The 21,683-nt window shown below is 61.6% G+C and carries 21 protein-coding genes; 11 read left to right on the top strand and 10 right to left on the bottom strand.

The window, feature by feature from the left end; all coding sequences use genetic code 11:
- The first annotated feature begins 312 nt into the window (after positions 1 to 312).
- Positions 313 to 1,203: a 3'-5' exonuclease gene (locus tag I6F38_RS26915; RefSeq protein ID WP_225162453.1), complete on the top strand. Its 891-nt coding sequence runs from the start codon at positions 313 to 315 to the stop codon at positions 1,201 to 1,203.
- Positions 1,204 to 1,509: 306 nt separating this feature from the next.
- Positions 1,510 to 1,749, top strand: coding sequence for a hypothetical protein (locus I6F38_RS26920; protein ID WP_225162454.1), 240 nt, complete (start codon positions 1,510 to 1,512; stop codon positions 1,747 to 1,749).
- A gap of 411 nt (positions 1,750 to 2,160) precedes the next feature.
- On the opposite strand, the gene I6F38_RS26925 is transcribed toward I6F38_RS26920, so the two are convergent.
- From I6F38_RS26925 to I6F38_RS26950, 6 genes are all read right to left on the bottom strand, one after another.
- Positions 2,161 to 3,390 (bottom strand): ABC transporter substrate-binding protein, encoded by a 1,230-nt coding sequence (locus I6F38_RS26925; RefSeq protein ID WP_225162455.1) that lies wholly within the window; start codon positions 3,388 to 3,390, stop codon positions 2,161 to 2,163.
- A gap of 79 nt (positions 3,391 to 3,469) precedes the next feature.
- On the bottom strand, positions 3,470 to 4,249 hold the full coding sequence (locus I6F38_RS26930) for a fumarylacetoacetate hydrolase family protein (RefSeq protein WP_038381851.1): 780 nt from the start codon (positions 4,247 to 4,249) through the stop codon (positions 3,470 to 3,472).
- A complete protein-coding gene (locus I6F38_RS26935) occupies positions 4,246 to 5,055 on the bottom strand; it encodes an alpha/beta fold hydrolase (RefSeq protein WP_225162456.1) in 810 nt (269 codons plus the stop codon). Before I6F38_RS26935 ends, I6F38_RS26930 begins: the two co-directional genes overlap by 4 nt.
- 30 nt (positions 5,056 to 5,085) lie before the next feature.
- On the bottom strand, positions 5,086 to 6,600 hold the full coding sequence (locus I6F38_RS26940; RefSeq protein ID WP_225162457.1) for an AMP-binding protein: 1,515 nt from the start codon (positions 6,598 to 6,600) through the stop codon (positions 5,086 to 5,088).
- 5 nt (positions 6,601 to 6,605) lie between these two features.
- Complete coding sequence (locus tag I6F38_RS26945) at positions 6,606 to 7,088, bottom strand: hypothetical protein (RefSeq protein WP_225162458.1); 483 nt, start codon at positions 7,086 to 7,088, stop codon at positions 6,606 to 6,608.
- On the bottom strand, positions 7,081 to 8,109 hold the full coding sequence (locus I6F38_RS26950) for an amidohydrolase family protein (RefSeq protein WP_225162503.1): 1,029 nt from the start codon (positions 8,107 to 8,109) through the stop codon (positions 7,081 to 7,083). Before I6F38_RS26950 ends, I6F38_RS26945 begins: the two co-directional genes overlap by 8 nt.
- A 197-nt stretch (positions 8,110 to 8,306) precedes the next feature.
- Between I6F38_RS26950 and I6F38_RS26955 the strand changes: the two genes are divergently transcribed.
- From I6F38_RS26955 to I6F38_RS26990, 8 genes are read left to right on the top strand one after another with little or no spacing between them, the layout of a single operon-like run.
- Positions 8,307 to 9,518: an FAD-dependent oxidoreductase gene (locus tag I6F38_RS26955; RefSeq protein WP_225162459.1), complete on the top strand. Its 1,212-nt coding sequence runs from the start codon at positions 8,307 to 8,309 to the stop codon at positions 9,516 to 9,518.
- Between the two features lie 16 nt (positions 9,519 to 9,534).
- Entirely contained in the window at positions 9,535 to 10,830 is a 1,296-nt protein-coding gene (locus I6F38_RS26960; RefSeq protein ID WP_225162460.1) for an aromatic ring-hydroxylating dioxygenase subunit alpha, read from the top strand.
- A 10-nt stretch (positions 10,831 to 10,840) separates the two neighbouring features.
- Positions 10,841 to 11,326 (top strand): aromatic-ring-hydroxylating dioxygenase subunit beta, encoded by a 486-nt coding sequence (locus I6F38_RS26965; protein WP_225162461.1) that lies wholly within the window; start codon positions 10,841 to 10,843, stop codon positions 11,324 to 11,326.
- 13 nt (positions 11,327 to 11,339) lie between these two features.
- A complete protein-coding gene (locus tag I6F38_RS26970) occupies positions 11,340 to 12,101 on the top strand; it encodes an SDR family oxidoreductase (RefSeq protein WP_225162462.1) in 762 nt (253 codons plus the stop codon).
- Complete coding sequence (locus I6F38_RS26975; protein WP_069277405.1) at positions 12,098 to 12,421, top strand: non-heme iron oxygenase ferredoxin subunit; 324 nt, start codon at positions 12,098 to 12,100, stop codon at positions 12,419 to 12,421. The genes I6F38_RS26970 and I6F38_RS26975 overlap by 4 nt, the downstream gene beginning before the upstream one ends.
- Positions 12,408 to 13,154: a TetR/AcrR family transcriptional regulator gene (locus tag I6F38_RS26980; protein WP_080583172.1), complete on the top strand. Its 747-nt coding sequence runs from the start codon at positions 12,408 to 12,410 to the stop codon at positions 13,152 to 13,154. Before I6F38_RS26975 ends, I6F38_RS26980 begins: the two co-directional genes overlap by 14 nt.
- On the top strand, positions 13,151 to 14,041 hold the full coding sequence (locus I6F38_RS26985; protein WP_225162463.1) for an oxidoreductase: 891 nt from the start codon (positions 13,151 to 13,153) through the stop codon (positions 14,039 to 14,041). Before I6F38_RS26980 ends, I6F38_RS26985 begins: the two co-directional genes overlap by 4 nt.
- A gap of 26 nt (positions 14,042 to 14,067) precedes the next feature.
- A complete protein-coding gene (locus tag I6F38_RS26990; RefSeq protein ID WP_225162464.1) occupies positions 14,068 to 14,916 on the top strand; it encodes a VOC family protein in 849 nt (282 codons plus the stop codon).
- Positions 14,917 to 15,398: 482 nt separating this feature from the next.
- Here the strand turns inward: I6F38_RS26990 and I6F38_RS26995 are convergent, their stop codons facing one another.
- From I6F38_RS26995 to I6F38_RS27010, 4 genes are all read right to left on the bottom strand, one after another.
- Positions 15,399 to 16,505, bottom strand: a complete 1,107-nt coding sequence (locus I6F38_RS26995; protein WP_038381856.1) for a nitronate monooxygenase family protein — start codon at positions 16,503 to 16,505, stop codon at positions 15,399 to 15,401.
- A gap of 32 nt (positions 16,506 to 16,537) precedes the next feature.
- The gene (locus I6F38_RS27000) at positions 16,538 to 17,347 is read right to left on the bottom strand and encodes an enoyl-CoA hydratase-related protein (protein ID WP_225162465.1); all 810 of its coding nucleotides are present in this window, start codon (positions 17,345 to 17,347) and stop codon (positions 16,538 to 16,540) included.
- Between the two features lie 67 nt (positions 17,348 to 17,414).
- Complete coding sequence (locus tag I6F38_RS27005; RefSeq protein WP_225162466.1) at positions 17,415 to 18,560, bottom strand: acyl-CoA dehydrogenase family protein; 1,146 nt, start codon at positions 18,558 to 18,560, stop codon at positions 17,415 to 17,417.
- A 14-nt stretch (positions 18,561 to 18,574) separates the two neighbouring features.
- On the bottom strand, positions 18,575 to 19,780 hold the full coding sequence (locus tag I6F38_RS27010; RefSeq protein ID WP_225162467.1) for an ABC transporter substrate-binding protein: 1,206 nt from the start codon (positions 19,778 to 19,780) through the stop codon (positions 18,575 to 18,577).
- Positions 19,781 to 20,060: 280 nt separating this feature from the next.
- Here I6F38_RS27010 and I6F38_RS27015 point away from each other — a divergent pair, with 280 nt between their 5' ends.
- Complete coding sequence (locus I6F38_RS27015) at positions 20,061 to 21,674, top strand: AMP-binding protein (RefSeq protein WP_225162468.1); 1,614 nt, start codon at positions 20,061 to 20,063, stop codon at positions 21,672 to 21,674.
- Positions 21,675 to 21,683: the final 9 nt, after the last annotated feature.

Below are 21,683 nucleotides of genomic sequence, written 5' to 3' on the forward strand. Positions count from 1 at the left end.
TTCGATCGCTGTATTGCCGCTCGGATCGCGTGCGTGGTCGTGGCGCTGCCATGGAGTATCTGGCCCATAGGTCCTCCCGGAATGAAGGACCAGTTTGGCTGATTCCCCCACACTCCGGGACCAGACACCTAGGCCGTGACGCGAATTTCACGAGAGCCCGCCCGCATCTGGCGGCGCGCGAAACTGCTCTCCATCGCCAGGCCAGTTGCCGGCCGCGAGCCAAGACGTATCCACAGGCGCTGCGATGCTGGTTCCGGCTTGATCGGGTAAGCTTGCCCGCCGCCACATGACAAGGCCCCAACCCGATTCGATATGACCGTTCAATCGCCCCTCGCTGAGATCGCCGCCATGCTGGAACAGTCGCCCGACTTCCGGGTGCTGCGACGGCTGGTTCCACGCACCGAATTCACGCCGCACGGACAGCCAGAGAAGACCGCGATCCTGCTCGACGTCGAAACCACCGGCCTCGATACCGCCAAAGACGAGATCATCGAGCTCGGGATGGTCAAGTTCAGCTATCTTGCCGACGGCAGGATCGGTCGGGTCATCGACATCCTTAGCGGTTTCAACCAACCGTCGGTCGCAATTCCCGCCGAGATCACCGCGCTGACCGGCATCACCGATGAGATGGTTGCTGGTCACAGTCTCGATGAGGACCGCATCAACGCGTTCGCTTCCGAGGCGGTCATCGTCATCGCACACAATGCCGGTTTCGATCGCAAGTTCATGGAGCGTTACGCGTCTTTGTTCGCGCACAAGGCCTGGGCCTGCTCGGTCAGCGAGGTCGAATGGCGCAGCCACGGCTTTGAGGGATCGCGCCTGTCCTATCTTTTAATGAAAGCCGGGCTGTTTCATGAGGCGCACCGGGCGGTCGACGACTGCCAGGCGCTGCTCGAGATCCTGGCGATGGCCCTGCCCGAGCTTAATCGCACCGTGCTCTCGGTGCTGCTCGAGCGCGCCCGCCGCAAGACGGTCCGGGTCTGGGCCGAGCAGTCGCCCTTCGAACTCAAGGACGAGCTCAAGCGGCGCGGCTACCGCTGGAGCGATGGTGCCGATGGCCGACCGCGGTCCTGGTACATCGATGTCGATGATGGCAATCAAGCCGCCGAAATCGAATATCTCCAGGAGGCGATCTATCAACGAGACGCCGAAATCCGGATACAGATGCTGACCGCGTTCGACCGCTTCTCCGCGAGGATCTGACCCTCTACCCCGCTCAAGCGATCGCATGCCTATCGCGATGCGGCTGAGTCCAGCAACAGGGGATCCACGACGTCCCTAAGACTTTAGTCACATCGGCATTGATCTTGCCCTCTGGTTGCGCTTAGTGTCCCGATCGCTGGGGGAAATCAAGAATGAGACTTTTGAGTATCGCCGCCGCCTGCGCAGTGCTCGCTGGCTGCGCCAGCATCCAAGCAGGAAGTCATAGCAAGGCTCGGTGATCAATACATCGGCCAGAACATCGATAGACTTGTGGTGCAGTTCGGGCCGCCAACCAGCACATTCAGAATGAACAGCGGCCAATCATCCTATGTCTGGCAGCTCTCAGCCGTGACCGATATTGCAACGGATCGAGGCTGGGGCACCGCGAGCACGCGCTATTGCAAGGTAAGCGTGATCGCCTCGTCGACCGGGATTGTCGAACAACTCAACACCGAAGATTCGAATGCCGGATATGGCCTCGGTGGAGTCGTCGGCATGTATGGCAGCATTTGCGGCCAACGCCTGGGAATGAAGCCCCAGGGCTAGCAGTCCATCAGCCGGCGATTCCGAAAGCAGTTGCCCCGTCTTACCCGACAATAAGCTTCGGAGCATTACGATTCGGTCGAGTGTTGGCACCCGCTTCCGTTCGCTCGCATTTCACCCTAATTCCTCGGCACCTTAGAGAGGAAATCTCCACCTTTTGAGCCCTACCTTACCGCTACCCTTGAAGGTCACTGACATGCGGGAAGCGCCCGACTGGAGAAAGGCCACGCCGAATGGATCGCGCGCACGAAGTATGTCCGGATGTCGACGGACGAGTAGCACTACTCAACGCTTGTGATGACGCTGCCCCTCTTGGCCTTGCGCGCCTCCGGTGACGAAGTAGCAGCTGAGCCTGACCTCAGCGTCTAATGTCTATGATCCCGCGGTCCGCGCATTGGGCCGACGCCACTGTAGTCACGACGCGATGCCGTCGAGATCAACCATGTCACCGATCGGGGCCCAGTTGGCACCGTCAAAACGGGTGACTTGAAGGTTGTGGACGGCGCGATAGTCAGTCGCCGAACTGCCGACCTTGATGCCATCAAGAAACAGCGGCGGTTGCTCGTCCTTCAGCGAGGTCGCGTGCCGGAGCAAATTCTCTCGCGTGAGCTCATTGCCACATCGCCTGAGGACCTGCTCGATCATATAGGCATTGTTGTAGCCAGGCGTTGCCGTGTTGTCGTCGATGCTGACTGACGGCATGTACTTCTTCATAAACTCCACATAGGCCTTGACGCGAGGCTTGTCCTGCTGGCGTGGGTCAGTGGCTATGACTTCCCACCACGCCGAGACTAGCCCCTTCGCATTGTCGAGCCCTGCTGGCGCCAACGTTCCTCCGATCGAGCTGCAGTTCGAATTGATGATGTGCAACGGCTTCCACCCAAGCGCGGCCACCTTGCGAATGCCCTGCGCCGCAAATTTTGAGTAAGTCAACTGCACAAAGACGTCGGCACCTGCTCCCTTGCAATCGGCGACCTGGTTGTCGATGGTCGGCTCGGTGATCTCGTGACTGATTTCCTTGATGACGGCGCCGGCCTTGCTACCAAGACCTTTTTTCAAGCCGCGGAGAAAGTCCTTGCCAAGATCGTCGTTCACGTACTGGACCGCAATCTTTGCATCGGGCTTCTCGCTCACGATATGTGCGCCCAGCGCGGCTCCCTGCGCGACATAGATCGGATAGAACGGCACAATCCAGGGGTGTTCCTTGGGATCGTTGAAGCGTTCGGCCCCGGAGGTCAGGAACAAGTTCGGCACCTTCTTGGCGTTGAGATATTTCATGACGGCCGCATTTGCCGCCGTTCCCAGGAAGCCAGCGATCGCAAACACCTCCTCCGATTCCACGAGCTTTCGGGTCTGCTCGACGGCCTTCGGCGGCGAGAACGCATTGTCGAGCGAGATCAGGTTGACTTTTCTCCCGTTGATACCGCCATTGTCGTTGATCATCTGAAAATAGGCCGTCTGCGCCTGCCCGTAGACGCCGTATCCGGACGCGGGGCCGCTGTAAGGTGCAGTGGTCCCGAGCTTGATTTCGGTATCCGTAACGCCGGGTCCATAGTTTCCGCTGCGCGCCCTTGACGTACTTCCAATTGCAAGCGCGCTCGCTCCCAACCCCGCAATGGCGGATCTTCGCGAAATCAACGTCATGTTCAATCCTCCCGATTATCGTTTGTTGGTGATTTGAAGCTCTTGAAGTGGCTCTTGCTGGCCTCCTGATCCCCGGCGACTATGTGAAGGTCACGCAAACTGGGCCGAAGCCGGAGATCTTCGCTTCGTAAACTTCGCCGGCCGACACCGGTGATACCGGACCAAGCGCGCCCGTCAGCACGACATCGCCACCTCGCAGGGGCTGGCCAGCGCGTGCCATCGCCCGGGCTAGCCAGAGCCCGGCACGCAAGGGATGACCGAGGCAGGCCGCGCCGCAGCCGAGGGATGCGATCACACCGTCCCGTGTCATCGTCATGCCGCAGCCCTCGAGATCCAGGTCGGTCAATCGGCGCGGCGATGCGCCGAGCACGTACCGCGCGCTCGAGCCGTTGTCGGCAACGGTATCAAGAATACTGATTCTCCAATCCCGTACCCGGCTGTCGACCACTTCGAGCGCAGCAACGGCGTAGGCCGTCGATCGCATCAATTCGCCGAGCGTGACGTCCTCGCCGGAAAGGTCGCGCTCCAGGACGAGTGCGATCTCCGCCTCGATGCGGGGCTGGATGAGCCGCGTAGTGTCGATCGCCTCGCCGGTCGGAACTTCCATGTCGGCGAACAGAGCGCCATAATCGGGTTGATCGACGCCGAGCTGCTGCTGCACCGCCTTCGAGGTGAGGCCGATCTTTCGGCCGACCAGCCGTCTGCCGGCAGACAGGCCACGGCGGGTCACCTCGGACTGCACGGCATAGGCAATCTCGATATTGCCAGCGCCGATCTCGGCCGCGATCGGGTCGATCGCACGCCGCGCCGATTCCGCTTCCTGCAGGCGCGTTGCTAGCTTATCAACGATCGCGTTCATGGCCGATCCAGGAAGTCGGCGACCAGCGCGTTGAACTCATCGGCCTTTTCCCACTGCGCCCAGTGACCGCATTTGGGATAAACGTGGAGCTCGGCGTTCGGCATTGTCTTGAGCAGGATGAAGGCAGAGTCGAGCGGAACCACGCGATCGTCCCGTCCCCAAACGATCAGCGTCCGATGCTTCAGCCCGGCGAGATTTTCGCGCCAGATATCGAGCGGTGGACGCTTGAAAATGTCGATAACGTCCTTGCGCATCGCGGCCTTCAACCGCTCCTCTAGCAGCGCATCGGTGATCGATTTCGAATCGAACACCAGAAGCTCGATCACGCCTTTCAGCTTCTGCATTGATGGTCCATCGCCACTATGGAACATTGCCATTCGGCGCAGCCCCTCGGTCGGCATCGGCGTAAAGATCGCCTGGCTGCCTCCGGTGCCCATCAGGACAAGGCGGTTGACCCGCTCCGGAGCCTCAAGCGCGACCATCAGCGAGGTCGCGCCGCCGAGCGAATTGCCGACGAAACTTGCCTTCTGAACGCCAATCGCATCCATGAAGTTGCGGACGAACTCACCCATGGCCGCGAAGATCGGCCCGTCCTGCAGCTTGCCTTCGGTCTCGCCAAAGCCGGGGAGATCGACGACAATGACCCGGCGGCTTGCGGCCAGCGGCTCGACATTCTTACGATAATTGCTGAGACCCGACGCACCCGGTCCACCACCATGAATCAGTATCGTCGGCTCACCCTGCCCGACGTCATGATAGCGCGTGCGGGTCCCTCCGACGTCGATGAACTTGTCACTCAGATCCACGCTTCATCTCCTGTAATTGGCAATAGGTACTCAGACCGGCCGAACGCCGGTTTGAAGATAGTGGTCGCGCAGTTTCCGCTTGAAGATCTTGCCGCTCGCCTCCCGCGGCAGGGCATCGTGGAAGACAAACCGCTTGGGAACCTTGAAGCGTGCGAGGCGCTGCTCCAGGAAAGCCGTGACATCATCCGGTGCGGGCCAGCCGTCCGGCTCGGCTTCGATCGCCGCGATCAGGCTTTCGCCGAATTCAGCGTCGGGCACGCCAAACACTGCGCAGTCCCGCACTCCGGGGCAATTGACCAGCACGTTCTCGATCTCGGCCGGGTAGATGTTGACTCCGCCCGAAATCACCATGTCGCGCTTGCGATCGCAGATGTAGAGGAAGCCCTCGGCGTCGAGATAGCCGATATCCCCGCACGTCACGAGCCCTGCTCGATCGACCTGTGTGCGCTGCTCTGGGCGGCCGTGATAGGTGAAATCCGAATAGGCTTCAGTCCGCAGATAGATCTCGCCGACACCGCCCGCAGCAACCTCGCCGCCCTCCTCGTCGTAGATTCTGAGCTGGGTCCCCGTCATAGGCCGGCCGACCGTGCCTGGATGGGCGAGCCATTCAGCCGTATTGCAGCCGACCGCGGCGCCGGTCTCCGTCGCGCCATAGGTCTCGTGAATCACCGGTCCCCACCATTCGATCATCCCGCGCTTCACGTCGGGCGGACAGGCGGCACCGGTGTGCGTCACCCAGCGGATCGACGAGAGGTCGTAGGTGCTGCGAACGCCGTCGCTAAGCCGTAGAAGGCGGACGAACATGGTGGGCACCATTGTCAGATGCGTAATCCGATGTTCGGCAATGACGCGCAGCAGATCTTCGGGATCGAAGCTCTGTTGCAATACCGTGAGGTCGGCGTGCTGGAACGCCTGTCGCGCGAACGCACCGGGCGACGCGTGGTAGAGAGGACCACAGACGAAAGCCCGCATGCCGGCTTCGATGCCGTAAATCTCACGAAGCAGCGTTGCGTTTTTCTTGATCTGCTCCGGTGTCATCGGCGCCCGCCGAACACCTTTCGGATGTCCCGTCGTGCCAGACGTATAGATCATCGTGCCCCGCGGCGCGCGAGCCGGCTGCACCCAAGGCGCAGCCTCATCGCGAAATGTGTCCCAATCCTGATTGTTTGAAGCCGATAGCGCCGACGGCGCGGCGGAAGCGGCGGGATCGTCGATGACAAAGGTCGGCAATGCCGCAGGAACGACTTGCGCGACCGCCGCGATCAGATCGCGGTGTCCGATCAGGGCCCGTGGCGTGCAGTCCGCCAGGATGTAGGCTATTTCGTCGGCCTTGCTATGCCAGTTCAAGGGGACGACATAGGCGCCGAGCAGCGCGGCAGCGTGCAGGATCTCAAAATAGCAGGGATCGTTGCGGATCAGGAGCGCGATCGCATCGCCTTCGCGGACGCCGACTGCCTCAAGCGCGGTGGCGGCATGGCTGCCGCGGTCGAGCAGATCCTGGCGGGCAACATAGCGATTTCCGATCAGGATCGTCTTGTCGGCCATCGTACTCACTCCAGACACACTGTCACCTCGGCACGCGCTGGCGGTAGCAAGACGCTGTCGAGCAGGGCGAACTCATCCTCCGTGAGCTCAAGCGGAACTGAAAAAGTCAACGCATCCATGTGGCCGCTGAGAATCGTCGGATAGTGCCATTCCGCTCTCGCGATCGTCCGACCGCGACCTCGGAATTCGAACACCATCGGTTCGTATGTGCTTGCGCCACGTCCAGCTTGATAGCCGTCTCCGATGGCGTAGACTTCGCACGCGAAGCTTCCTGGTCCACGGCGCTGCACTGCGACCTCGATGTCGAGCAGGCCGAATGCCGGGTCGGCCGCCGCGCCAGTCTGATAGAAGTAGACGAAGGGGATGCGGCCGTATTTGCTTGCGCCCCGCGCCGCGTCGGATGGCACCTGGGCATCGCTACGGCCCGGAGTTCTCGGCGGAATTGGACCAAGCAGGCACATCTGCGGCAGTGAACGACAGTCAGCCATGGGCTGGCCCCGCCTCGCTCGTCCCTGGCGCTTCCGTGGCTCGGAGCACTGCCACGTCATAATACCGGCCGAGGAAACCGAAGGAATTCTCGGCAAGCACGGCATCGTTGCCGAGCGCCCGCCTGGCGAACGCGCCGGGCTGTTTCTGCCGTATCGTATAGGGATAGTCGGATCCCACGACGATCCGACTCTCGCCTACCGCATTGCCGAGAAACGACAGCGACGCCGGATCGTAGAGAAGCGTGTCATACCAGAATTGCCTGGCCAGTTCGGAAGGTGTCCGCGTCATCTTGCCTTTCGCACCCAGCAACCAGCCAAAATCCATTCGCGGCAAGATCCATGTCAGCGCGCCACCGCCATGGCTGAGCAGGATCCGGAGCCGTGGAAACCTTTCCGGAACGCCGGCGGCCAGCAGTGAGACCGACGCAAGCGCCGTCTCGAGCGGAAACACGGCTGTGGCAGCGAATTCCGGACTGCTGCCGACGCGCTCCATGCCGCTCGGGTGCAGCGGATGCACGAAAATGCCGAGATCGAGCGACTGGGCAGCCTCGTAGACCGGAAACAGGCTTTCGCTACCGAGTGCTACGCCGTTGATGTGCGTTCCGATCTCGATCCCCGCGAAGCCGAGCGCCTTGATTTTCTCCAGCTGCTGGACGGCGCGCGGCACATCCTGCATGCACACCATGCCTATGCCCGCAAAATTGCGCCGCGCCTGCGCAATCATGCCCGCGATCTGATCGTTCATCGCTGCCGCAAGATACTCGGCGTCGTCAGGCGGTAGCCAATGCGACAGCAGCTCCGGCATCGGCGAGAGCACCTGCATGTCGGTGCCATCTTCGATCATGTCAGCAAGCCGCCGCTGCACATCCCACGACCTGGCATCGATCTTTCGAAAGACTTTCCCGGCGATCATCACCGACGCCTGGTCGCCGGTAGAATGCTCGATGCTCGGCCAGCGCGGATCCCGTTTTGGGTCCGCGGCGAGCCGCGCAGGCACAACATGCGTGTGAATATCGATCACGGTGCCCAACACGCTCTCCCTGTTGCCCGCTTGCGAGCTTGTTGTCGCGATCCCTGCCCGCGCCATCCGGCGCGTGACAGAATTCACTTTACAAACAGGAATGATTGTTTTTATCTTAACTGTCAAGACGCCTTCGCGTCAAAGCGGCGGCAGCGAAAATGCCGCAAGCCGAGAAGCGGCTAAGGGAGCGAACAACGTTGGATTCGCAGCAAGCGCGCATCGTGATCGTGGGAGCCGGACAGGCCGGTGCCCGGGCCGCCGAGGCATTGCGTGCAGCCGGACATCGCGGCCCGATCAGCCTGATCGGCGAAGAAGAGCATCTTCCCTACGAGCGCCCGCAATTGTCGAAGGCCATGCTGATCGACCGCGAAGCCGTTCCGGCCCTGATCCGGCAGGCTCGGGAGTGGCGTGACCTCGACATAGCCCTGCTCACCTCGTCGCGCGTGGTGGCCGCCGATGCACAGCGGCGCGCTGTCGTCCTTGCAAACGGGCAAGAGCTTTCGTTCGACCGATTGCTGCTCACGACCGGGACGAGGGTGCGGCGACTGCCCGAACTCGACAATGGCCCCCTTCCCGTCCGCTATCTCCGTGGCATCGGCGATGCGCTCGCGCTGCGCCGGGAATTGCAGCCGGGACGGCGAGTGGCGCTTGTCGGCGGCGGGGTCGTCGGCCTCGAGGTCGCCTCCGCCGCAACTGGGCGGGGTTGCCAGGTCACTATCATCGAGAAAGCCGAGGGCCTGTTGCCTCAGATTGGCTCCCCCTCGCTCGGCCGATTTCTTCGCCACCTCCATTCGTCGAAGGGTGCGGAGATTATCTGCGGCGCCGTGGTAGTGCGAACCACGTCTTATGGACTGGAGCTCGGCGACGGCCGAACCGTTCCCGTCGATATCGCCCTGGTGGGAGTCGGCGTCGAACCGGTCACCGAGCTTGCGGCCCAATTGGGCCTCGAGTTCCAGCACGGGATTCGCGTCACGCCGACCGGCGCCACCGCCGCCGATGGAATCTTTGCCGCAGGCGACGTCGCTGAGCAGTGGAGCCGAAGCCATGAACGCTGGATGCGCGTCGAGAACTGGGCAAACGCCCAGAACCAGGCGATCGCCACCGCCAGGTGCATGGCTGGAATAGAGACCGCCTATGACGCACCGCCCTGGTTCTGGTCCGACCAATACGACGCCAACATCCAGGTTGTCGGCAATCCAGCCGGCGGACACGAGATAGTCAGGGGCGACGTTGACGCCGGGCGCTTCACGACGATCAGCGTCCGCGATGACGAGATCATCGGCGGCACCACCGTCAATGCCGCGCGAGACATGGCGGTACTGCGCCGTCTCGTCGCCGCACGAAAGCCGGTTCGAAAAAGCGAACTTGAGAATCCCGCCTTTCAGCTGAAGCGCTTACTCGCCGCCTAGGGAAGAGGACACCGCAATGAACGCAGAACACCCGCAGCCCGCGTTGCTCGTCGATCCGGTCCAGCGCATTTTCAAGGTGGCGCGACGTAACTTCGTCGATCCCGAGATCTTCAGGGCCGAGAAGGAAAAGATATTCGACCGCTCGTGGCTATACCTCGGGCACTCGTCCGAGCTTCCCAAGCCCGGCGACTTCGTTACCCGCAAGGTGGCCGGCCGGGGCATCCTGTTCACCCGGGACAGCAAGGGAGAGCTGCGTGCATTGCTCAACACCTGCCCGCATCGCGGCGCTCAGGTTTGCCGCGAGCGCAAGGGCAACGCCAAGTCATTCCAGTGCTTCTATCACGGCTGGGTGTTCGGCGCGGACGGCAAGCTCCGTAGCCAGCCGGGCGAGGCCTCCTACCCCGAGGGTTTCAAGGGCCGCGACACCTCGAACATGCAACCGGTGCCGCGGTTCGAGACCTACCGCGGCTTCAACTTCGTCTCATTCGATAGCGACATTATTCCGCTCGTCGACTACCTCGCCGGCGCGAAGGAATACCTCGACGTGATATGCGATCAGACCGACGCCGGAATGTCGATTGTCGCGGGCAGCCAAGAATATTCGATCCGGGCCAACTGGAAGCTGCTCACCGAAAACAGCATCGACGGCTATCATGCCGCGACAACCCACGCGACGTACTTCGATATCCTTATGAGCTCGACCGATAATCTTGCCACCGGAATGGGCGGCGGCGGCTATGGCTACGATCTCGGCAATGGCCACGCGGTGCTTGAATATGGTGCGCCGTGGGGACGGCCGGTCGCACAGTGGATTCCCGGCTGGGGAGAAGCCGGCAAGTCCGAGATCGATCGGATCTACGCCGATCTCGTCCAGCGTCACGGCGAGGCGCGCGCCGAGCGGATCGCGCGCAAGAACCGCAACCTTTTTATTTTCCCAAATCTCGTCGTGAATGACATCATGGCATTGACCGTGCGCACCTATTACCCAATGGCCCCCGACTACATGGTCATCAATGCATGGGCGTTAGCGCCAAACGACGAATCCGCGTGGGCGCGAAAGTATCGGCTCAATAACTTTCTCGAGTTCCTTGGCCCCGGCGGCTTTGCCACGCCCGACGACGCTGAAGCGCTCGAGCATTGCCAACGTGGCTTCGAGAATTCCAAGGAAGCTCTTTGGAACGACATCTCGAAGGGAATGGGCAAGGACAAGGCTCATCACGACGACGAGCTACAGATGCGCGCGTTCTGGACGCAGTGGAACAAGCAGATGTTCCCCGCACCGGCATCCGGCATCAAGAGTGTCGCGGCCTGAGGAGAACGAAATGCAATCCGTAAGCCGCACCGAAGTAGAAGATTTTCTGTTCAACGAAGCCGAGCTGCTCGATCAATGGCGATTGCCGGAATGGCTGACACTCTTCACCGAGGACGCCAGGTACGAAGTGCCCTGCACCGACCTGCCGGCGGATGCATCGCCGGACAGCAGTCTGTTCTACATCGCCGACGACCGCATGCGGCTTGGCGAGCGGGTCAAACGGCTGATGAAGCGTACCGCGCATGCGGAGTTTCCGCATTCGAAGACCAGCCGGATCGTCGGCAACGTCCGCATTCAGTCGCGACATGAGGATGAGCTCGACGTCAGCGCCGTGTTCCAGACGCTACGGACCAAGGACGGCGTCACCGATCTCTACTTCGGGACGAACAAATATCGCCTTGCGCTGCAAGGGGAAGGCTTTCGCATCCGGGAAAAGCGCTGCCTGCTCGGCGGCGAAGGCCTGCGGCCGAGCGGCCGCATCAGTATCGTTCTTTGACAGGTCAGATTAGATGAATTCTCGCTTCAAAGGACAGACGGTCGTGATCACCGGTGCTGCCAGCGGCATCGGCGTCGTCATCGCTCGCCATTTTGCCGATGCCGGCGCCAACCTCGTGCTCTCGGATATTGACGAGAAGCGCCTTGGGACAGTCGCCGACGACATCTCCAGGAGCGATGTCCAGCGGCCGGTCGTAAGAGCCGGCGACCTTTCGCGGGAGGACGTCGCAGCCGGCGTCATCAAGGCTGCCGTCGAGACATTTGGAACTCTCGACATACTCGTGAACAATGCCGGCGGGGGGATTATCAAGCCGTTCCTGGACCACACGCCGGCCACGTTGCGGACCACGATCGATCGTAATCTCTGGACAACGCTGTGGTGCACCTGGCACGCCGTCCCGATCATGAAGGCCAAGGGCTACGGCCGCATCGTCAACATCGGAGCGGACTCGGTCCGCAACGGGCTTTGGGATCACGCCGCCTACAATGCCGCGAAGGGTGGCGTGCACGCGATGGCGACCGGCCTCGCGCGTGAATTTGCCAAGGACGGCATCACTGTGAATGTCGTGGCCCCCTGCATCGTCGACACCCCCCAGGTGCGGCAAGTTACACTCAAGGCGCCAAAGGCACTGCAACGCTTCATCGACGTGGTGCCGATGGGGCGCGCGGCCGAGATGGACGAAGTGGCATCGATGGTATGCTATCTGGCTTCAAAGGAGGCATCGTTCGTGACTGGACAGGTTATCAGCGTCAATGGCGGAAGTACGATGCTATGACGATCACGACCAGCGGCATTCTCATCGGCAGGGTTGAGGACTTTCCTGAGGGGGAGATTCGTCCCGCGGCGATGCCGGACGGGACTAATCTGGCCATCTACAACGTCGGCGGTGCGATCTACGCCACGGCGGACCTGTGCACCCATGGCGAGGCCTCGCTATCCGACGAAGGCATCCTGACGGGAAACATCGTCGAATGTCCCTGGCATTTTGGTACATTCGATGTCACCAGCGGTGAGCCGACCGGCATGCCGTGTACGGTTCCTTTGAAGACCTTCACGGTCAAGGTGATTGAAGACGGCGTCTATGTCCAACTCTGAAGACCCCAAGCTGACCTCTCGCCGGGGCCCCCAGGCATCCCGGGCACCGGCACCCCGGCAAAAGCTGAGATCGCGCCGGGACAGCACGGCCGAGCCGAAATACTCGCCTCGGCGAACCCAGGCAGAGCGCAGCGAGACTACGCGTAAGCAACTGATGGAAGCCGCCGTCAAGCTTATTCGCCGGAACGGGCTCGGCGGCCTGCGTACTATCGAAGTTGCCGACCTCGCCGGCGTCTCGCGCGGCGCACTAATGCATCACTTTCCCAGCAAGCACGAACTCGTGGTGGCTGTGTTGGCCTATGTCAACGAGGTCACGTTCACCCAGAGCATGCGCCGTGCACAATCGGCGCGGCACGACGGCGGCGATCCGATCGACGGCATCATCAAGGACGCCCAGGACTTCTTCTTCGGCGACTATTTCTTCATCGAGCTCGCTGTCGCAATGAGCGATGACAGTACCCGGCAGCTGAGGCGCGAGACGCACCAGTTTGCCCGGCAGACGCGCTTCTCGATCGAGGCAACCTGGCTCGATACGCTGATATCGTCGGGAATTCCGGAGCAGCTCGCGAAGGATGTACTTGCCTTGACCCTGAGCGTGGTTCGCGGCTTCTCGGTCAGGATGCTGATCGAGAAGGATCCGGATCGCTTCTCGCGCCTTCTTGGTGTCTGGCGCACGATCGTCCGGCAGTACATCGAGGATGCGATGCCCACGCAGTCGAGAAAGCGGACATGACGGGACGGGTTTCGGCAGAAGGAACGCCGCACGATTCACTGATCGGGCTCTGCTACGTCAGATTGGCCGTCCGCGAGCCGCAGCCGGCGGCAGCATTCGCCGCCGACATCCTGGGGCTGCAGCCGGTGCCCGACAAACAGGCCCTGCTGTTCCGATCGGACGACCGCTATCACACGTTGTCGCTTGTGCCGGCGACGGCATCATCCTCGGTCGGCATCGAGGTTTCCGGTCAGGCTGCTCTCGATCGCGTGGAGCAAGCACTTCAGAAGAGCGGCTTCACGGCGCGCCGGGCAGACCCCGATGAGTGCAAGCAGCGCTTCGTGCGCGATGCACTCATCGTGCGGGATGCCAGCGGCAACGAGATCGACCTGGTGCTACGGCCGGCGCAAAGCGGCCGCCGCTATTTTCCCAGCCGAGACGCCGGCATTACCGGACTGCAGGGCGTCGGACTGCGCAGTCTCACGTTGAAGGACGACCAGCAATTCTGGAGCTCCATCCTTGGCGCCCGGATCAGCGATTGGGCCGGCGACGTGACCTACCTCAGGCTCGACCGGAAGCACCACCGCCTTGCCCTCTACCCGTCTGATCGAGCCGGCATTCTTTATGTCAGCTATGGCGTCGAAAGCCTGGATGCGATCATGCAGGGCCACTATTTCGTGCAGGAACGCCAGATCAAGATCCTGCACGGTCCCGGACGCGAGCCCGCATCCGGACAGATCTTTCTGAGATTTGAGGGGCCAGAGGGGTATGTGTTTTCCTACACCCACGGCCTCAAGGACGTCGATCCCGATCACCACCCACGGCAGTTCTCCGCGCACCCCTCCTCGCTTTGCGAATGGGGCAGTCCATGCCAGGGCATCCCCGAAATACAGCTGGCTAGCGATTGACGTACGCTGAGATATGGAGGCGCAACATGATTGAATTGCGGGATCTCGCTTATGTACGGCTGGGCGCTTCCAACCTCGAGGACGCGCAAAGTTTCGCAACCAGGAGCCTCGGCCTGCAGGTTGGCGAGCAGGCGAAGGCAGCGCTCTATCTGCGGTCCGACGACCGCGCCCACACGCTCTGCTATTTCGAGGGCGATCCGCAGGACCAGACGGTGGCTTTCGAAGTCACCGATGAAGACAAGCTCAACGCTGCCGGCGCGGTCCTCGATTCGTTGGGACATGCCGTCCACGCCGGTACGCCGGATGAGTGCGCGCTCCGCAAGGTCAGGGCCTTCATCGGTTTCAAGGATCCGACGGGAAATCAGATCGAGCTGGTGGTGCGCCCCGAGCGCAGCGGCAAGCGATATTTCGCCACCCGCGATGCGGGAATTACCGGGTTCAGTCATGTAGGACTATTTACGACTGATCCCGTGCGGGACGAACTGTTCTGGACCCAAGTGTGTAACGCGCGGGTCAGCGACCGCATCGGCGACATCGCGCTGATGCGGGTTAACGCGATCCATCACACTGTGGCGCTCGCCCCTGGTCGGGGGCCGGGTGTCCACCACATCAACCATCAGGTCGAAAGCAACGACGATGTGCTGAGGTCATATTATCATCTGTCTGGCCAGCGCGTTCCGATCGTCTTTGGTCCGGGCCGCCACCCGACCTCGGGCGCGCGGTTTCTGTATTTCCAGGGCCCGGACGGGATGGTATTCGAATATTCAGTCGGCGTAGATGAGATCGAGGACGAAACGACGCACCGTCCTCGACAGTTCGGTTTCGAACCCTCTAGCCTCTGTATGTGGGGCGCAAAATCGGGTCGCGCGCGCTAACAATTCCTTGCTCGCGTTGCTGCGCGTTCAGCCCGGCAGTCCCGCTATAATGCTCGCGCGAAATTGGCGAAGAACTCATTCGCGAGCTTCTTGCGGCCCCGTTGATAAGTCGTTGCTCCAACTGCGGTCGATCTTCGCGCCAACGTGGTAGCAAGAGCGAGCCTTCCTCGCGCTCGACGGGATCAACCTTGGCCGGTGAAGCTCGGCGGATATGGGACACAGCATTTCTGGCGGTTGAGACCCCGCGATACTCGATCACCTTTCGAACCATGCTCGGTGCCGAGGCGCCAATGGCCGACGGGAAACAAGCTTCGAAGCGTCGAACGGTTGGCCAGCGTGCATTCGCGGCCAACAGGATGCTGCGGCAAACGGCCGGGCAGTCCTTGCTTCGCACAAGCGCAAGATGGCTCGGAGTCATCCGCATCGGCGATCAATATTAGCTGCTGCCTGCGGCGTACGCCGATTCCGCGCAGATTCTACAGCTAGGATTTTGAGCTTAAAGTCTTCAGGACGGCCAGGCACTCGGATGTCATGCTTTTCATGATATCGCGAACGGGCCGTTCAGCCTTGATGCTGCCGACAATTTGCCCTGACATGTAACCCATGTAGTCGACCGCGTTGGCCAGTTCGAGCCGCTTGAGCGCAGGTGCAACAAGCAGCTTTTGCGCTGCAAGCGGCAGCGGCTCTGGTGCGTCAGGAGCATCCCACGCGTCTGTCCACTTGCTGCGCAAGCCGCGCAGCGGCTTCCCGGTGTCGTATTTGCGCTGGATGGCGTCTTGTGAGCGCGCTGCTACGAACCTCTTGCGCATGTCGGGAGACAACTCACTCTCGGAAGCGCCGAGCCAGATCGTCCCGCACCACACGCCCTCGGCTCCCAGCGCAAACGCGGCTGCGACATGCCGGCCGCTACCGACGCCCCCCGCGGCCAGCACCGGAATCGGCGCGACCGCTTCGACCACTTCCGGCCAAAGTACCATTGAGGAGATCGTACCGGTGTGTCCTCCTGCTTCGCTTCCCTGTGCTACGATCAGATCAACGCCAGCCCGCACATGCTTGAGCGCATGTTCGGCGCTGCCGGCCATCGCACCGACCTTGATGCCGCGGCTGTGCAGCCTATCGACGACATAGGCCGGCGGCGCGCCCATAGCGCTCAGCACGAACTTCGCCTGCGGATGCCGGACCACGATCTCCAGGACCTCGAGAACACCCTCTTCGGTGTGCCCGTGGCCCGGCGGCTTCTCGCGTAGCATCTCCGCCTCGACTTCCGGCGGCAATGGCGGGATTCCTGCGTTGTTCAACAGCTTTTCGACGAACTCGATGTGCTCCTTTGGCAGCGCCTTAAGCCGTTCCGACATTGGTGTGACCTGCCCGACCTTGTTAGCGAACAGAACATCAATGCAATAAGGGCGTCCGCCAGTCTTCTCATCCATGTCGGTGAGGATGCGTTCGAGCTCGTCCGGCTGATAGTAGCTGGCCGCCAGCGCGCCCATTCCTCCAGCATTGGTCACCTCGATCGCGACCTCAGGTTTGTGCGTAAAGCCGAAGATTGGGACCTCGATCCCGAACATTTCAGTAATACGGTTGCGCATCGGCGCTCCAGTCTACGCGTTGCAGGTTCGGTTCAAGCCTGACCGAACTTCGGCTTGCGCTTCTCTTTGAACGAAATCGTCGCCTCCTTGTGGTCGGCGGTCTCGAACGTGACCTGCTCAAGCGCCATCGACGCCTCGAGCAGCAGGTTCACCCGATCCTTGACGATCTGGTTGATCGACAGTTTGGTCCAGCGGATCGCCCAGGTCGGCCCGTTGGCAAGGTCGACGGCGATCTCGCGGGCCATGGCCAATACCTCGGTGCGCGGCGCGACATGGTTGACCAGCCCGACCCGTTCCGCTTCCCTGCCCTTCAGGAGCGTGCCACGGATCAGGAACTCCTTGGCTTTGTTGATACCGACCAGCAGCGGCCAGATCACGGTGCCACCGTCGCCGGCGACCAGGCCGACACGCGAGACGTGAGTGTCACCGATCCGCGCATCCTCCGCCATCACGGTGATGTCACAGAGCAGCGCGTGGGTCGCCGCAAGCCCGATGGCATCGCCGTTGATTGCCGCGATGATCGGCTTGTCGAGCTCGAGCTGGCGGGTAACGCCGCGCCGGCTGATCATGGGGTCATGCACTTCGCCTTCCTCAAGCACGTCGCCGCCCGGTCGCTCCGACATCGCCTTCACATCGCCGCCGACGCTGAAGAAGTCGCCGGCGCCTGTCAGTATCACGACATTGACGGCATGATCGTCGGCGACGTCGTCCCAGATCGTCCGCAGCTCGCGGATCAGCTTTTGGTTGATGGCATTGCGCGCTTGCGGCCGATTCAACGTCACGGTCGCGATCTTGTCGGCAACCTCTACCTTCAGGCATTCATATTTGGCGTACTGGTTCATCGTCGACTCCAATCAGGATGGTTGTTCTCTGATCTCTTGCGCGGCCGGTCGGGTCCCGTCGTTCTGGTTACAAAGCCCGCGCAATCAATTCCTTCATGACCTCGTTGGAGCCGCCCCAGATCTTCTGGATACGACCGTCGCACCACATCCTCGCGACAGGATATTCCAGCATGTAGCCGTAACCTCCGTGCAGCTGCACGCATTGGTCTATGATCTCGCACTGCTTCTCGGTCGCCCACCATTTCGCCATCGCCGCGGTTTCCGCGTCGAGTGTTCCGGCGATTAGCCGTTCGATGCAGGATTCGAGAAATGTACGCGTAACGGAAGCGGCGGTCTTGGCTTCGGCAAGCACCATCCGCGTGTTCTGGAATTCGATCAGACGTTTGCCGAATACCTTCCGCTCTTTGACATAGGTGACGGTTTCGGCCAGCGCGGCTTCGCTCAAGGCAAGCGCCTGCATGGCGATATTGATGCGCTCCTTGGCGAGTTGCTCCATCAGCTGATAAAATCCGCGGCCCTCAACGCCTCCAAGCAGATTGCCGACCGGCACGCGCGCATCATCGAAGAACAGCTCGGCCGTATCCTGTGCCTTGAGGCCGACCTTGTCGAGCCGGCGTCCGCGCTGGAATCCGGCCGTGTTCGCGGTTTCGATGACCAGCAGGCTGAAGCCGCGAACGCCGTTGTCGTCAGCGGCATCGGTCTTGACGGCGAGGCAGATCAGATCCGCGGTGTGGCCGTGCGTGATAAAGGTCTTCTGCCCGTTGACGACATACGCGTCGCCGTCCCGACGCGCATGGGTCCTGATGGCCCTGACGTCGGATCCGGCGCCCGGCTCACTCATCGCGAGCGCCGCCACAAGATCGCCGCTGGCCATGCGCGGCAACCAGCGGCGCTTTTGTTCCTCGGTGCCGTACTGAGTCAAATAAGGCGCCAGGATCACATTCTGCAGCGGTATGCTGAAATCGGGAAACGCGATCCACGCGAGCTCCTCGATGATGACGGCCTCGTGCCAGAAATCGCCGCCGCCACCGCCATATGCCTCCGGAGAGCTGGCGCAAAGCAGGCCGAGCGCGCCTGCCCTGCGCCACAGATCGCGGTCGATATATCCCCTCGCACGCCACGCATCCGCGTTCGGTGCGACTTCCTCTGCAAGGAAGCGACGAACAGTCTCACGGAAGAGATCAAGTTCGGCGGGATCACGCGTCGCGGTCATGCGCTGATCCGGGATCATTGACTTGCCAGCGGGCAGCCGCCCTGATCGAGCGGCCGCACCGCTTTGTCCGCGGGGATCACGCCGATCTGCTTATAATAGTCCCAGGCGACCTTGGATTCCTTCGGCGACTTCACCTCGAAGAGGTAGAGATCGCGGAGTACGCGGCCATCGGCCCGCAGCTTGGCATTGTGCGACATGAAGTCGTTGATGGGCATCTCCCGCATCTTGGCCATCACCTTATCGGGATCCTTGGAGCCGACGGCCTTGACTGCCTTCAGATAGTGATTGACGACGCTGTAGGCGCCGGCCTGCACTTGCGTCGGCATGGCATTCATCCGCTCATAGAACCGCTTGGCGAATGCGCGCGTCTCGTTGTTCTGGTCCCAGTAAAACGCTTCGGCAACGATGATGCCCTGGGAATCCTTCAGACCGACGCCGTGAATGGCGTCGATCGTGGCCATCAGCGCCGCGAGACGCTGGCCCCGTGATTTAAGGCCGAACTCCTCGCCCTGCTTGAGAACGGTGGCAAGATCGGCACCCGCCTCAACGACGCCGATCACTTTCGCTTTGGAGGCTTGCGCCTGCAGCAGGAACGACGAGAAGTCCGTCGCGCCTGTCGGCGTACGCACCGAGCCGATCACCGTGCCTCCGCCGGCCTTGACGGCCGCGGACGCATCGCCTTCAAGGCTCGCGCCGAACACGGTGTCGTTAGTCAGGAAGAACCATGAATTTTCGCCGCGACTGACGAGACCACTGGTCGGCCCATGCCCCAACGAATACGTGTCGTAAGTCCACTGCGCAACATAGGGCGAGCATTTCGTGCCGGTAAGCTCCGAACTAGCCGCCGCATTGAACAGCGCGAGCTTCTTCTTGCTCTTGGTCATGTCGGCGATAGCCAAGGCAAGGCCCGAGAACGGCACGTCGATGATCGCGTCCACATTCTCCTCGTCGTACCACTTCCTCGCGATCGCAACGCCGACATCGACCTTCAGTTGGAAATCCGCCGAGACGATCTCGACCGGCTTGCCGAGCACCGGCCCCGCATCTTCGGCTGCGAGCTTTGCCGCCTCGACGCTGCCTCGCCCCCCGGCAGCGGAATAAACCGACGACTGGTCGCCGAGAACGCCGATCTTGACAGGCGTATCTTCGCTGGCCGGCGCGGCCACCGGCCCCACGACCAGCAGCGCGATGACCCCAATCCCGGTCCATCTCCAAAGCATGCTCACCTCCCCACCGTTGTTTGATTATTGGGCTTCCATCGCCATGATGGCATAATTTGTCGGACGTTCAACAAAATTATTATTGCCTTCTTCCGCGGCCCCCTTAGGATCGTTCTGGGAGCCAGAAGAAGCGGAACAAGGCGATCGATGCGACCTGCCGCCATGGAACGCGCAAGTCGGGCGTGCCCGATCGGTAGACAAAATTGCCGCTAGTCGCGGCCTGGGACCGGCCCAAGCGGCTGGTCGAACTTGCCCGCAATGGCCTGGGAGAAGGACGACAGTGGCCGAGACGATCTTCGAAGCATTTCGCGCGAGTACAGCCGCAGCGCCGGACAACGCCTTCATCTGCGTGCCGGCCGGCACCTCCTACGCCCCCGATGGAATTGAGTGGACCTATCAAGATGTCATGCGGCGCGTGGCGGCTCTCACCGAATGCTACAGGCGCGCCGGATACGGGCTTGGACATCGCGTTGCCTTGCTCGTCGAGAACAGACCCGACTATTTCCTGCACTTGCTTGCGCTCAATGCCGTGGGAGCAAGTGTGGTGCCGGTTAACCCCGATCACCGACACGCCGAACTGCTCTACCAGATGCAGCATAGCGGCGTGGTCCTCGCGGTCGCCCTTCCCCATCACGTTGAGCGGCTGACTGCAGTTGCGGACGAATTGGCAGGCCAGTTCGCCGTCTTCACCGTGGACAGCTTGCCGGAACGGCTGCCCTCGCCGGCACGACCTGCGGCCACCGGCACGCTCGATCGAAAAACCGAGGCAGGGATTTTCTATACATCCGGCACGACTGGTCGCCCGAAAGGCTGCCTGACCACAAACGACTATTGGCTCTCCGCCGGCGAATGGTTCTTTATTCTTGCAGGAAGCGGCGGCCGCTTTTCGATCGCGCCGGGCCAAGATCGCCTATTCAACCCGATGCCGGTCTTCCACGTCCATGCTGGCGTAGTCGCCCTGATGCCGATGCTGCTGTCGCAGGGATGCGTAATCCGTCCCGAGTATTTTTCGGCGAAGCGTTGGTGGAACGAGGTATCAACCACCCGGGCGACCATCGTGCATTACATCGGAGCCGTACCACAGGCCTTGGTCGCCCTGGACAGTTCGCCGGACGAACGTGCGCATGGCGTCCGATTTGGCTTTGGCGCAGGAATGGAGCCTGCCATTCACCGCGAATTCGAGGAACGCTTTGGCATTCCTCATCTCGAGGTCTGGGGCATGACCGAGGTTGGACGCTGGACGGCCAACGATCAGGATCCGCGCCCAATCGGCGTTCGGGCGATCGGGCGTGCGGTTGGTCCACTCGAGGCAAGGGTAGTCGGCGAACACAACAGCGACGTTGCGGCAGGAGCGGAAGGCGAGCTTGTCGTCCGGCTGGCCGGCGAAAATCCCCGCAAGGGCTTCTTTGCTGGCTATCTCGATGACGAGGCCGCAACCGAGGCCGGGTGGAGCGGAGGCTGGTGGCATTCGGGCGACATTGTTCGCCAGGACGAAGACGGGATCATCTATTTCGTCGATCGGCGCAAGAACATGATCCGGCGCTCTGGCGAAAACATTGCGGCCACCGAAGTCGAGACCGTACTTTGCCGGCACCCCGCGGTTGATCAGATTGCGATTCTGGCTGTCCCTGACGAGAAGGCGGGAGAAGAGATCTTTGCCTGCGTCGTCCCTGCCCCGAACCGTATGGCCGACTATCAGCTTGCGCACGACATCGCCAACTATTGCAAGGAGCAGCTCGCCTACTACAAGGCTCCCGGATGGATTCTGTTCCTCGATCGGATGCCAGTCACCGCTACTCAGAAGATCAACAAGGCGCAAATCTTCGCACCCGACTTGGACCCCCGGACCCTCACCGGCGCAATTGACCTGCGCGGAATGAAGAAGCGCAGTTAGCTACAAGCT

Origin of the sequence: Bradyrhizobium sp. BRP56 (genome assembly GCF_020194035.1) — a bacterium.
Classification (GTDB): domain Bacteria; phylum Pseudomonadota; class Alphaproteobacteria; order Rhizobiales; family Xanthobacteraceae; genus Bradyrhizobium; species Bradyrhizobium australafricanum.

Bases quoted from the DNA above. Each gene is read 5' to 3' on its own strand.
- I6F38_RS26915 (WP_225162453.1), top strand. From the start codon at position 313: ATGACCGTTCAATCGCCCCTCGCTGAGATCGCCGCCATGCTGGAACAG.
- I6F38_RS26985 (WP_225162463.1), top strand. From the start codon at position 13,151: ATGACGGGACGGGTTTCGGCAGAAGGAACGCCGCACGATTCACTGATC.
- I6F38_RS27000 (WP_225162465.1), bottom strand. From the start codon at position 17,347: ATGAACCAGTACGCCAAATATGAATGCCTGAAGGTAGAGGTTGCCGAC.
- I6F38_RS26975 (WP_069277405.1), top strand. From the start codon at position 12,098: ATGACGATCACGACCAGCGGCATTCTCATCGGCAGGGTTGAGGACTTT.
- I6F38_RS26960 (WP_225162460.1), top strand. From the start codon at position 9,535: ATGAACGCAGAACACCCGCAGCCCGCGTTGCTCGTCGATCCGGTCCAG.
- I6F38_RS26940 (WP_225162457.1), bottom strand. From the start codon at position 6,600: ATGGCCGACAAGACGATCCTGATCGGAAATCGCTATGTTGCCCGCCAG.
- I6F38_RS26920 (WP_225162454.1), top strand. From the start codon at position 1,510: ATGAACAGCGGCCAATCATCCTATGTCTGGCAGCTCTCAGCCGTGACC.
- I6F38_RS26945 (WP_225162458.1), bottom strand. From the start codon at position 7,088: ATGGCTGACTGTCGTTCACTGCCGCAGATGTGCCTGCTTGGTCCAATT.
- I6F38_RS26930 (WP_038381851.1), bottom strand. From the start codon at position 4,249: ATGAACGCGATCGTTGATAAGCTAGCAACGCGCCTGCAGGAAGCGGAA.
- I6F38_RS26980 (WP_080583172.1), top strand. From the start codon at position 12,408: ATGTCCAACTCTGAAGACCCCAAGCTGACCTCTCGCCGGGGCCCCCAG.
- I6F38_RS27010 (WP_225162467.1), bottom strand. From the start codon at position 19,780: ATGCTTTGGAGATGGACCGGGATTGGGGTCATCGCGCTGCTGGTCGTG.
- I6F38_RS26995 (WP_038381856.1), bottom strand. From the start codon at position 16,505: ATGCGCAACCGTATTACTGAAATGTTCGGGATCGAGGTCCCAATCTTC.
- I6F38_RS26970 (WP_225162462.1), top strand. From the start codon at position 11,340: ATGAATTCTCGCTTCAAAGGACAGACGGTCGTGATCACCGGTGCTGCC.
- I6F38_RS26965 (WP_225162461.1), top strand. From the start codon at position 10,841: ATGCAATCCGTAAGCCGCACCGAAGTAGAAGATTTTCTGTTCAACGAA.
- I6F38_RS27005 (WP_225162466.1), bottom strand. From the start codon at position 18,560: ATGACCGCGACGCGTGATCCCGCCGAACTTGATCTCTTCCGTGAGACT.
- I6F38_RS26990 (WP_225162464.1), top strand. From the start codon at position 14,068: ATGATTGAATTGCGGGATCTCGCTTATGTACGGCTGGGCGCTTCCAAC.
- I6F38_RS26925 (WP_225162455.1), bottom strand. From the start codon at position 3,390: ATGACGTTGATTTCGCGAAGATCCGCCATTGCGGGGTTGGGAGCGAGC.